General features: G+C 70.3%; 10 protein-coding genes. 8 read left to right on the forward strand and 2 right to left on the reverse strand.

Annotation, left to right across the window (positions count from 1 at the left end; genetic code table 11):
• Nucleotides 1-18 precede the first annotated feature (18 nt).
• Nucleotides 19-1,719, reverse strand: a complete 1,701-nt coding sequence (locus AB0958_RS24410) for a carbohydrate binding domain-containing protein (RefSeq protein ID WP_366892584.1) — start codon at nt 1,717-1,719, stop codon at nt 19-21.
• 151 nt (nt 1,720-1,870) lie between these two features.
• On the reverse strand, nt 1,871-3,049 hold the full coding sequence (locus AB0958_RS24415) for an MFS transporter (protein WP_366892585.1): 1,179 nt from the start codon (nt 3,047-3,049) through the stop codon (nt 1,871-1,873).
• Nucleotides 3,050-3,887: 838 nt separating this feature from the next.
• Between AB0958_RS24415 and AB0958_RS24420 the strand changes: the two genes are divergently transcribed.
• The 8 genes from AB0958_RS24420 to AB0958_RS24455 all read left to right on the forward strand — a co-directional run bounded on the left by AB0958_RS24420 (nt 3,888) and on the right by AB0958_RS24455 (nt 11,766).
• On the forward strand, nt 3,888-5,204 hold the full coding sequence (locus tag AB0958_RS24420) for a sugar ABC transporter substrate-binding protein (RefSeq protein ID WP_366892586.1): 1,317 nt from the start codon (nt 3,888-3,890) through the stop codon (nt 5,202-5,204).
• Nucleotides 5,205-5,209: 5 nt separating this feature from the next.
• On the forward strand, nt 5,210-6,202 hold the full coding sequence (locus AB0958_RS24425; protein WP_366892587.1) for a sugar ABC transporter permease: 993 nt from the start codon (nt 5,210-5,212) through the stop codon (nt 6,200-6,202).
• Nucleotides 6,195-7,055, forward strand: coding sequence for a carbohydrate ABC transporter permease (locus AB0958_RS24430; RefSeq protein ID WP_366892588.1), 861 nt, complete (start codon nt 6,195-6,197; stop codon nt 7,053-7,055). The genes AB0958_RS24425 and AB0958_RS24430 overlap by 8 nt, the downstream gene beginning before the upstream one ends.
• Nucleotides 7,056-7,075: 20 nt before the next feature.
• On the forward strand, nt 7,076-8,440 hold the full coding sequence (locus AB0958_RS24435) for a GH1 family beta-glucosidase (RefSeq protein ID WP_366892616.1): 1,365 nt from the start codon (nt 7,076-7,078) through the stop codon (nt 8,438-8,440).
• Nucleotides 8,441-8,557: 117 nt separating this feature from the next.
• A complete protein-coding gene (locus tag AB0958_RS24440) occupies nt 8,558-9,427 on the forward strand; it encodes a helix-turn-helix transcriptional regulator (RefSeq protein ID WP_366892589.1) in 870 nt (289 codons plus the stop codon).
• The gene (locus tag AB0958_RS24445) at nt 9,424-9,609 is read left to right on the forward strand and encodes a DUF397 domain-containing protein (protein ID WP_366892590.1); all 186 of its coding nucleotides are present in this window, start codon (nt 9,424-9,426) and stop codon (nt 9,607-9,609) included. The genes AB0958_RS24440 and AB0958_RS24445 overlap by 4 nt, the downstream gene beginning before the upstream one ends.
• Before the next feature lie 16 nt (nt 9,610-9,625).
• Nucleotides 9,626-10,156, forward strand: coding sequence for a GNAT family N-acetyltransferase (locus tag AB0958_RS24450; protein WP_366892591.1), 531 nt, complete (start codon nt 9,626-9,628; stop codon nt 10,154-10,156).
• Between the two features lie 95 nt (nt 10,157-10,251).
• Nucleotides 10,252-11,766: an ABC transporter substrate-binding protein gene (locus AB0958_RS24455; protein ID WP_366892592.1), complete on the forward strand. Its 1,515-nt coding sequence runs from the start codon at nt 10,252-10,254 to the stop codon at nt 11,764-11,766.
• Nucleotides 11,767-11,769 lie beyond the last annotated feature (3 nt).

Below are 11,769 nucleotides of genomic sequence, written 5' to 3' on the forward strand. Positions count from 1 at the left end.
GCCGTGGCGGCGGTGCCTTCAGGTGAGGGTGAAGTCGTCGGCGTCGACGGCGGACTGGCCGTACCAGCCGTGGACGAAGACCGTGACCGTGCCGCTGTCGCCGGTCGTGAAGCTCACCGTCAGCCGGTTCCAGCTCGTGCCGTTCGACCAGGTGCTCGCGGCGGCACCACCGCTGACCCCGATGTACGCGTACGGCCCCTGCACCCAACCGGTGAGCGTGTAAGCGGTGTGGGGGGACAGGGTGACCGTCTGGTCGCACTCGCCGGTGCTGCCGGCACTCGGCGTGACCTGGAGGCTGTGGCTCCCGCCGTGCACCGGGCCGGACACCACCGAGCTGCCGCCCGTGCAGGTCCAGGGCGCGGGGGAGCCGGTCTCGAAGCCCGCGTTGGAGAGCGAGCCGCCACCGCTGCCACCGCCGCCGGTGGTGACCGTGAGCGTGTAGGTCGCGGTGTGGCTGCCGCTCGCGGCGGTGCCGGTGACGGTGATCGGATAGCTGCCCGGGGCCACGGACGAGCCGACGGCCGCGGTCAGCGTCGAACGGCCGCCGGACGTCACGGACGCGGGGCTGAAGGAGACGGTGACACCGGAGGGCGCGCCGGAGGCCGAGAGGGCGACGGACTCGGCGCTGCCGGAGGTGACGGCGGTGGTGACGGTCGCGGTCGCCGAACCGCCCCGTACCACGGAGGCACTGGCCGAGGACAGGGCGAGCGAGAAGTCGGTGGTGGTGCCTCCGCCGCCCGAGCCGCCCTGGTAGGGCACGAACGCGTCGGTGAACGCGAGACTGTTCTGGCTGATCTCACTGCACGTGGGCAGCGAGTTGGCGGTGCCGCCGCAGGGCTGGTCCCGGTTGGCCGACCAGAACGACAGCCGTCCGACACCGTTCTGCGCGGCGAAGCTCTCCACCGTCCGGGCGTCCGCGAGCGTGAAGGTGGACCCGTCGTCGTTCTTGCCGATCATCGGCGTGATGCCGAGGTCGGCGTAGGTGTAGCCCGGGTCGACGGACTGCATCTGCGCCAGGGTGGCTCGGGCCGCGGAGACGGCGGCCTGGCCCATCTCGGTGCCGGTGCCCGCGTAGTAGTCCATGGTCATGAGGTTGACCACGTCGATCCTGAGGCCCGCGTTCTTCGCGGCCTTGAGGATGTTGACGCCGTCCGCGGTCAGCCCGCTGGTGAGCACCGGCAGGGTCATGGAGAACCGCAGGTTCGGGTTGGCTCCCTTCAGGTCCTTCATCGCCTGCATCTGACGGGCCGCGGCGGCGGTGTCGGCGATCGCCGCGCCCTCGACGTCGAAGTCGAGCTGGGTGACGCCGTAGTCGTCGATGATCGCCTGGTATCCGGCGTCGATGCTGCTCTGGGTGGCGCAGGTCCAGGCGAGCGGTTCGCCGCTGGCGCCGCCCGAGGAGACGATGACGGACGCGCCCTCGGACCTCGCCCTGGCGATCTCGGGGTCGGTGTACGGGTCGTTGCCGACGGGGAGCGTGTCCCCCCATATCTGGGTGCAGCCCTCGCCGAGCACGAAGGCCGCCGTGTAGGCCTTGAGCCCGTGGCCGGTGAGGGCCGTGTCGAGCAGTCCTTCCTGACCGTTCGACATGTCGACGTAGGGAGCCACGGAGTAGACGCCGTTGGCCGCGGCGCTGCCGGCGGGGGCCAGCGCCACGGTGACGCCGGTGGCCGCGAGTGCGAGCGCACACGCGGAGGCCGCCATTCTTGCCAGGTGCATGACATTGGCCCTTTCGGGATGCCCATCGGGGCGGAGGGGTGGGGGTGGGCCGGAGCGGTTTGGTACATACCAAAGCGCCGGAAGCCCCCTCCGTCAAGAGGACTAGACCAACGGAGCCCGGCTTCGCCCGCCCGCTCGGTCGCTCCGTCTCTCAGGCGGACCGTTCCGGCACGGCCGCCTCGCCCCTGCGGAACATCACCAGGGCCGCCCATGCCATGGCGACCAGCGGGATGACACCCGAGACGATCACCTGGCCCCGGCTGGAGACCAGGGAGTTCGGGGTGCCCAGCAGATAGCCGAGGCCGATGCAGCTGCGGGACAGTGCCTGGAAGCAGGCCCAGGCGCTGCCGTGCACCTCGGCCGGTACCCGTGAGTGCACCGCGTTGCGCAGGCCGACGTTGCACGCGCCGTTGCCGAAGCCCGCCAGCAGGAACAGCGGGAAGATCACCGCTGCGACCGGGAGGAGACCGGCGAAGAGGAGGCCGAGCCCCATGCCCATGATGCCGCCGACGATCAACAGGGTGTGCCGGTCCGACCAGCCCGCGCGGCCCGCCAGCAGCGCGCCCGGCACGGAGCCCAGGGCCCAGGTGGCCAGGAAGAGACCGAACACGGTGTCGTTGCCGTGGACGACGTCCCGCAGGTAGTAGACGCCCGCGACGTTCTCGATGCTGGTGGCCAGGATCGCCGCCGCCAGGGCCGGCATCAGCGTGCCCACCACCGGCGCGTCGCGCAGCGCCCGGTAGCCGTCCGCGAGTCTGGTGGCGGGGCGGCGGCCGATCGCCACGTCCACGGTGCCCGGGACGGCCAGCATGGTGCACCCCGCCAGGACCAGGAAGGACGCCGCGTCCACCGCGAGCAGCACGGGCGTGCCCCACAGGGAGTTCAGGAAGCCGGCCAGGGGAGGGCCCGCCAGCCCCGCGACGGACAGGCCCGCCGTCAGCAGGCTGTTCGCCCGGCCCGTGTGCTCCTCGCCGGCCACGGCGGGCAGCATCTTGAACCCGGCGGCCACCGAGGCCACTCCGGCCAGGCACGACAGCGCGATCAACGCCACCTTCACGTGGAACCCGCCGACCCCGGTGGCCGTACCGAGGGCCAGCGCCTGGACCAGCAACGCCCACAGGCACACCGCTCGCGCACTGAACCGGTCCACCACGGTACCGATCAGCGGCGCCGCGAGCACCGTGGGAATGAGCTCGGCGAGCATCACCTCGGTCACACCGAACCGGATGTCCCGGTCCGCCGCGTGCAGCACCAGGCCCAGTGAGGCGAGCGTGTCACCCAGACGGGAGAACAGCGTTCCCGCGATGAGCACCTGTGCGGCGACCGGCATCGCGGCACCCGGGCGCAGCGCGGCGAACGGCGCTCTCCGCGTTTTTTCCGTGTCCAATCCAGTCCAATCCGTCCGCCTGTCGGTCCTATTCATCCCGCTCACGCGTCAGATTAGGCCCGCTCTCCCGCCGGGAGAGCGTTCACCGGCCACCGGCACGGGCCACTTCCCGACCTTTGCGTGCCCGCCCTGACCGTGACGGGATCCCAATTTCTCAGCTCAGAACGGCGCTTCACGGAAGGTCCACACATGTTCCACATCAACTCCCGCAGGTGGCGGGCCGGGAAGGGGTGCTCCGATGTCCCATCAGGAGTCGTAAAGCCTGGTTTTCGGCCAATCGCTGGAGTTGCGGCTGCCTTGACCGCCGAAGCGGAAAGTGCCGTCTGTGCACGCGGAGTTGTCGGCGTCGGCCGGATGAATGTCCGGAAAATGCCGGGGCAATGAGCCGTGCAATTCCCTGAGGGGGGAGAAAAGGAGTGACTTGAACCCGTTCCCGGTCGCCGCGGACGGCCCGAACGGTGTCGGCTCCCGGCGGACGCGAACCATGACCCGCCTCCCGGCGCCGCGTCGAGACACAACCGTTGTGGAACGGCGCCCGGCCACCGCTCCGCCCGGATCGGCCCGCTTCGCCCCAGGTCACGCCCCCGGGCGCCGTCGCCCTCCGCCCCCGAACCGGCTGCTTCCCCCGGCCGCCCGCGTCGGCGCCCGTGTCGGATCTCTTGACGCGCCCCTGATCGGAGTATTAACTCACGTCCTAAATTAAGCCGTGAGGGGCTTCGGGAGCCGACCTGTGTGAAGCCCTCTCGGGGTTCTCCACTCCCGGAAAGGCACAGCTGGAGCCATGCGCAGCATCCGAGCCGCGGCCGTAGGCGCCGTCACCCTGTCTCTCGCCCTCGCGGCCACGGCCTGCGGTGGCGGTTCGTCCACCGGGGGCGGGTCGAACGACTCCCCGAAGACGCTCACCTACTGGGCCTCCAACCAGGGCGCCAGCATCGAGGTCGACAAGAAGGTGCTCCAACCGGAGCTCGACAAGTTCCAGAAGCAGACCGGCATCAAGGTCAAGCTGGAGGTCGTGCCCTGGTCGGACCTGCTCAACCGGATCCTGACCGCGACCACCTCGGGCCAGGGCCCCGACGTGCTGAACATCGGCAACACCTGGAGCGCCTCGCTCCAGGCGACGGGTGCGCTGCTGCCCTGGGACGCGAAGAACTTCGCAAAGATCGGCGGCAGGGACCGCTTCGTCGACTCCGCCCTCGAATCCACCGGCGCCGAGGGCAAGGACCCGGCCGCCGTACCGCTGTACTCGATGGCGTACGCGCTCTACTACAACAAGAAGATCTTCGCCGACGCCGGCATCGCCAAACCCCCGGTCACCTGGGACGAGTTGATCGCCGACGGGAAGAAGATCTCCGCCAAGGGCAAGTCGGTGCTCGGCGCCGAGGGCGGCAACGTCTCGGAGAACATCCACCACGTCTTCGTCTTCGCCAAGCAGCACGGCGCCGACTTCTTCACCTCCGACGGCAAACCGGACTTCACCAACGACAAGATCGTGGCCGCGGTGCAGCAGTACGTCGACCTGATGGCCAAGGACAAGGTCATCCCGACCGGCGACGCCGAGTACGCGCAGAACCAGTCGGTGAGCGACTTCGCCAAGGGCAAGCAGGCCATGCTGCTCTGGCAGTCGGCGACCGCCAACCTCACCTCCCAGGGTATGAGCGACAGCGACTACGGCATCGCCCCGGTGCCCGTGCAGTCCGGCACCCCCGGCACCGGCACCCAGGTCAACTCGATGGTCGCCGGCATCAACCTGGCCGTCTTCAAGAACACCAGGAACCTCGACGGCGCCACCAAGTTCGTGAAGTTCATGACCAGCGACGACGAACAGAAGATCCTCAACACCGCCTACAGCTCCATCCCGCCGGTCAAGACCGCCCAAGGGGCCGCGGCCTTCACCACCCCCGCCAACGCCGTCCTGAAGAACACCCTCGCCACCAGCGCCGCGGCGCTGCCCCAGGTGGCCTCCGAGTCCCAGTTCGAGACCACCGTCGGTACTGCCGTGAAGAACCTGTTCGCGGACGCGGCCGCCGGCCGCGCGATCACCACCGACTCCGTCAAGGCCGAGCTGGAGAAGGCCCAGCAGCAGATGCCGGCGGCCTGAGCACCATGACCACCACCACCACCGCCGTACAGGAACCGGTGCGTGCGAACTCCCCCGGGGCGGCGGGCGGCTCGGGCCGCCGCCCCGGGCGGATCCGCCGCGTCGGACTGCCCTACCTGCTGCTCCTGCCCGCCCTGCTGCTCGAACTCCTCGTCCATCTCGTCCCGATGGTCATCGGCGTCGTGATGAGCTTCAAGGAACTCACCCAGTTCTACATCCGGGACTGGACCACCGCGCCCTGGTCCGGGTTCGGCAACTACAAGCTGTCGGTCGAGTTCGACGCCCCGATCGGCAAAGCCCTGCTGCACTCCTTCTTCGTCACCGTCGCCTTCACCCTGCTCTCCGTCGCCCTGTGCTGGCTGATCGGCACGGCGGCGGCGGTCTTCATGCAGGACACCTTCCGGGGGAGGGGCCTGCTGCGCGCCCTGTTCCTCGTCCCGTACGCGCTGCCCGTCTACGCGGCCGTCATCACCTGGGTGTTCATGTTCCAGCACGACAACGGCCTGGTGAACCACGTCCTGCACGACCAGTTGCACCTCACGGACAAGCCGTCCTTCTGGCTGATCGGCGACAACAGCTTCTACGCGCTGCTCACCGTGTCGGTGTGGAAGGGCTGGCCGTTCGCCTTCCTGATCGTGATGGCCGGCCTCCAGAACATCCCGCGGGAGCTGTACGAGGCGGCCGCCCTGGACGGCGCCGGCATGTGGCAGCAGATCCGCCGGATCACCCTGCCGTCGCTGCGCCCGGTCAACCAGGTGCTGGTCCTGGTCCTGTTCCTGTGGACGTTCAACGACTTCAACACGCCGTACGTGCTGTTCGGGAAGTCCGCCCCGGAGGCCGCCGACCTCATCTCGGTCCACATCTACCAGGCCTCCTTCGTCACCTGGAACTTCGGCACCGGCTCGGCCATGTCCGTGCTGCTGCTGCTCTTCCTGCTGGTCGTGACCGGCGTGTACCTGGTGCTCACCTCGCGCGGACGGAGGACCTCGGATGTCTAGTCCCAGCTCGCCCATGGCCCCGCCGCGTTCCTTCCTCTGGTCCCGGCGGATCTTCCTCACACTGCTCACCGGGTTCGTGCTGGTCCCCGTGTACGTGATGATCTCCAGCTCGCTCAAGCCCCTCTCGGACGTCACCGGCAAGTTCCGCTGGCTGCCGAGCGGGCTGACGATCCGCCCGTACATCGACATCTGGTCGACGGTCCCGCTCGCGAAGTACTTCGTGAACTCGCTGATCGTGTCGATCGCGGCGACGGTCTGCTCGGTCGTCGTCGCGGTGTTCGCCGCCTACGCCGTCAGCCGCTACGAGTTCCGCGGCAAGCGGGTCTTCACGGTCACCGTGCTGTCCACGCAGATGTTCCCGGGCATCCTCTTCCTGCTGCCGCTGTTCCTCCTGTACGTCAACATCGGCAACGCCACCGGCATCGCCCTGTTCGGCTCCCGCGGCGGCCTGATCCTCACCTATCTGACCTTCTCGCTGCCGTTCTCGATCTGGATGCTGATCGGGTACTTCGACTCGGTCCCGCGGGACCTGGACGAGGCGGCCCTGGTGGACGGGTGCGGGCCGCTCGGCGCGCTGCTGCGGATCGTCGTACCCGCCGCGATCCCCGGCATCGTCGCGGTCGCCGTCTACGCCTTCATGACCGCGTGGGGCGAGGTGCTCTTCGCGTCGGTGATGACCAACGACGCCACCCGCACCCTGGCCGTCGGCCTCCAGGGCTACTCCACGCTCAACGACGTGTACTGGAACCAGATCATGGCCGCCTCGCTCGTGGTGAGCGTCCCCGTCGTGGCCGGGTTCCTGCTGCTCCAGCGCTACCTCGTCGCCGGGCTGACCGCCGGCGCCGTCAAGTGAACACACCCAGTTCCGAAGGGATCTTCGTGACCATCGACCTCGCCGCACTCCCGCACGACTTCCTGTGGGGCACGGCAACCGCGGCGTACCAGATCGAGGGAGCCGCCACCGAGGACGGCCGTGCCCCCTCCATCTGGGACACCTTCTCGCACACCCCGGGGAAGATCGCGGGCGACGACAACGGCGACGTCGCCTGCGACCACTACCACCGCTGGCGCGGGGACATCGACCTGATGCGGCAACTGGGCACGAACGCCTACCGGTTGTCGGTCGCGTGGCCACGCGTGCGGCCCGGCGGGGACGGCCCGGTCAATGCCAAGGGTCTCGACTTCTACGACGAGTTGATCGACGCCCTGCTGGCGGCCGGCATCACCCCGTCGGTCACCCTCTACCACTGGGACCTGCCGCAGGCCCTCCAGGACCACGGCGGCTGGCCCGAGCGGGCGACCGCCGAGCACTTCGCCGCCTACGCCGCCGTCGTCGCGGAACGCCTCGGCGACCGCGTGCACCACTGGACCACCCTCAACGAGCCGTCCTGCTCGGCCTGGATCGGCCACCTGGAGGGCACGATGGCCCCCGGCTGGACCGACCTCACGGCTGCCGTCCGCGCCTCCTACCACCTGCTCCTCGGCCACGGCCTGGCCGCGCAGGCGATCCGCGCCGCCGCGCCCGGCGCCCAGGTCGGCATCGTCAACAACCTCTCCACGGTGTTCGCGGCGACGGACCGCCCCGAGGACGCGGCGGCCGCCCGCCGCCACGACGGGCACGTCAACCGCTGGTGGCTGGACCCGGTGCACGGCCGTGGCTTCCCGGCCGACATGGTCGAGACCTACGGCGTCGAACTCCCCGAACACCCGGGTGACCTGGAGACCATCGCCACCCCGCTCGACTGGCTGGGCCTGAACTACTACTTCCCCGCGTACGTCGAGGACGACCCGGACGGCCCCGCCCCCTACGCCCGTTCGGTGTACCGCGCGGGCGTCCCGCGCACCGGCATGGACTGGGAGATCGACGCGAGCGGCATCGAGACGCTGTTGCTGCGCCTCACGAACGAGTACGGCGCCCGCAGGCTCTACGTCACCGAGAACGGCTCCGCCTACCCGGACGTGGTCCGCCCCGACGGCACGATAGACGACCCCGAGCGCCAGGAGTACCTGGTCGGCCACCTCGCCGCCTGTGCCTCCGCGGCCCGCAAGGGCGCCCCGCTGGCCGGGTACTTCGCCTGGTCGCTCCTGGACAACTTCGAGTGGGCGTACGGCTACGACAAGCGCTTCGGCCTGGTCCACGTCGACTACGACACCCAGGTCCGCACGATCAAGGGCAGCGGCCACCGGTACGCGGACATCATCCGCGCCCACCGGGGACGGACCAGAAAGGCGGCCTGACGCCACGTGTGCCGCGTACGCTGCGTCAGCGTACGAGCACATTCCGTGGACAGTACTCCGATCCCTCCGTCACTCTGGGTGAGTTGATCGCGGGAACGTACCTGGAGGTGGCCGCGGATGACCGACGAAGTGGACGAGGGTGACGGCGACGACGTGACGGGCTGCGAGGTGGAGCGCGAGCCCGACCCCTCCGACAGTCTGCGCACCTTCGGGGCCGTCGTCCACGCCCTGCGGGAGCACGCCGGCTACAGCAGGGCCGAGTTCGCCGAGCTGGTGCGGTACTCCAAACACACGGTCGCGTCCGTGGAACTGGGCAGGCGGATGCCGGACCGGGCGCTGGTGGAGCGGGCCGAGGAAGTGCTCGGGGACACCGGGGCGTTACGGAAGGCGGCCCAGTTCCTGACGCGCGGCGACACCGGGCTGGCGGTGTGGTTCCGGCGGTGGGCCCGGCTGGAGCGGATCGCGGTCAGCCTGTGCACGTACGAGTGCAGGCTGGTGCCGGGACTGCTCCAGTCGGACCAGTACGCGCGGGCCGTGTTCGACGGCACCATTCCGGTGGTCACCGACGAGGGGCTGGAGAGCCTGCTCGACGTACGGATGAAGCGGCAGCGGATGCTGTACGAGCGGCCGACGGTGCCGTTCAGCTTCATCGTCGAGGAGCACGTGTTCCTGCGGCGGTTCGGGGACGCCGAGCAGATGCGCGCGATGTACGACCACGTGCTGGAGCGGGCCGCACTGCGCAACGTGACGCTCCAGATCGTGCCGTTGGCGGCGGGGTTGCATGCGTGCCTGGACGGGCCGTTGCAACTCTTGGAGACGCCGGAGGGGAGGCGGTTCGCGTACTCCGAGGGGCAGCAGAACGGACGGCTGATCGGTGACGTGAAAGAGGTGATCCTGCTCCAGCAGCGCTATGACACACTGCGCTCGCAGGCCCTCAACCCCACAGAATCGCAGGGCTTGTTGAAGCGACTGCGAGGAGAACTATGAGCACCACGGAACTCGCCTGGTTCAAGTCCAGCCACAGCGGTAGCCAGGGAGACAGTTGTATCGAGGTCGCTGTCACCGAACAGGTGGTCTGCGTGCGGGACTCCAAGGACGTGTCCCGCCCGCACGTCGCCGTGGGCCGGGACGGTTGGGCGGAGTTCGTGGGATGGTCCGCCAGGCGTTAATGCATATGATGTGCAAGTGCATGACATCAGCATCAGGGCGGCGGCCCCCGACGACCTCGACGGCGCGCGGGCCGTCATGCTCGACACCGTCTACCGGGACTTCGGGACCGGGTACGTGCCCCGCTGGCACGGGGACATCGTCGATCCCGCCGCGGCCTACCTCGCCTCCCCTCGGCACGCACTGCTGGTAGCGGTCGACGGGGGCGGGCAGGTGGTCGGCACCGGGGCGCTCGACTCGCGGGGTCCCGCCCATCCGCCCAACCCGCGGGGGCTGGCGGAGCGGTACCCGTCGGGGGAGACCGCTCAGCTGCGACGGGTGTACGTGCGGCCGGAGTTCAGGCGGCACGGAATCGCCCGTCGACTGGTCGCCGAACTGGTCGACTTCACCGTCGCCGACGGCGGGTACCGGGCCGTGTACCTGCACACCGACCCCGCCGTGCCCGGCGCCGAGGCGTTCTGGCGGTCGCTCGGGAAGGTCGTGCTCGACGAGCGCGAGGAGCCGGGCGGAGGGCAGGGGATCGTGCACTTCGAGGTGCCGATGGGGTGAGCGGGCATGAGCGGTCATCCGGCGTAATGAAAATGATTGTCATGTAGGGTGGTGATCGTCTTCGTCCGTACGTCCACCGCACCGAACCGAGGAACATGTCGCTCCCGCGCCCCACGCGCCGTCCCCGGCTGCTCACCGCCCTGTTGCTCACCCCGCTGCTCACCGGCTGCTTCGCCGAATCCGGCGCCGGTCCGGCCGCCGAGGGCACGGACGGCGGTGAGGACACCCGGCTCCGGGTCGCCCTCGCCTTCCCGCCCGCCGAACGCCTCTCGCCGTACGGCGCCGACGCCACGATCCTCAGCCGACTCGGCGTCACCGAAGGGCTGACCTCGCTCGACGCCAACGGCACCGCCGCGCCCGCCCTCGCCGAGTCCTGGCGCAGGGAGGGGCCGCGCAGGTGGGTGTTCACCCTGCGCGAGGCCGAGTTCCAGGACGGCACCGACGTCACCCCGGCCGCCGTGGCCGCCGCCCTCACCCACGCCACCGGGGCGAAGCCCGTCCCGGCCGCACTGACCGGCGTCACCCTCACCGCCGAGGCCGAGGGCGACCACGCGGTGCGGGTCACCACCGGCGCGCCCGACCCCGTGCTCCCGCTGCGGCTGGCCGGCCCCGGTCTCGCCGTCCTCTCCCCGAAGGCGTACGGGGCCAAGGGCGGCGTCGACCCGGTCGGCACCGGCACCGGCCCCTTCGAACTCACCAGGGTCACCGGCTCCACCGCCGCCACCCTCGACCGGTACGACGACTACTGGGGCGGCCGCGCCCAGGCCGCCGGCCTCGACGTCCGCTTCGTCGCCGACGGCACCGCCCGCGCCAACGCCCTGCGCACCGGCGACACCGACGTCGCCGAGGCGATCCCGGTGGCCCAGGCCGCCACCCTGGACGCGGACACCCGGCGCGAGACCGCCACCACCCGCACCACCAGCCTCCTCCTCAACTCCGGGTCCGGCCCCTTCGCGAGCGCCGGACTGCGTGCCGCCGCCCGCGCCGCCGTCGACACCTCCGCGCTCGCCAAGGGCGTGTACGAGGGGCACGCCGACGCCGGAGCCGGGATCTACGGGCCCGCCGTCACCTGGGCCGCGGCGGGGCGCGTCCAGCCCGTGGGGCGCGCGAAGGCGACGCGGCCCGAGGGCACCCTCGTCACCCTCGCCACCTACGACAACCGGCCCGAACTCCCCGAAGTCGCCCAGGTGCTGAAGCAGCAGCTGGAAAAGGCGGGGTTCGCCGTCAAGCTCGTCGTGCGCGACTACTCACGGCTCGAGAGCGACGCCCTCGCCGGGAGGTTCGACGCGTTCGTCCTCGCCCGCAACACCCTCGTGGACACCGGCGACCCGGTCGCCGTCCTCGCCTCGGACCACACCTGCGAGGGCGGTTACAACATCGCCCGGCTGTGCGACAGCGAGGTCGACCGGGCCGTGGCCGAGGCGGAGGCCACCGCCGACACCGGGAAGCGGCAGGACGCGGCGCTGGCCGCCGAGGCGGAGATCCTCGGGACCGACGCCGTCGTCCCCCTGGTCCACCAGCGCGTGATCACCGGCATCGGCGCCGGGGTGAAGGGCGTGCGCCTCGACCCGTACGAGCGGGTCCTCGTCGGCACCGGGACGCGGCGCTGACCC

Origin of the sequence: Streptomyces sp. NPDC006655 (assembly GCF_040703965.1) — a bacterium.
GTDB lineage: Bacteria > Actinomycetota > Actinomycetes > Streptomycetales > Streptomycetaceae > Streptomyces.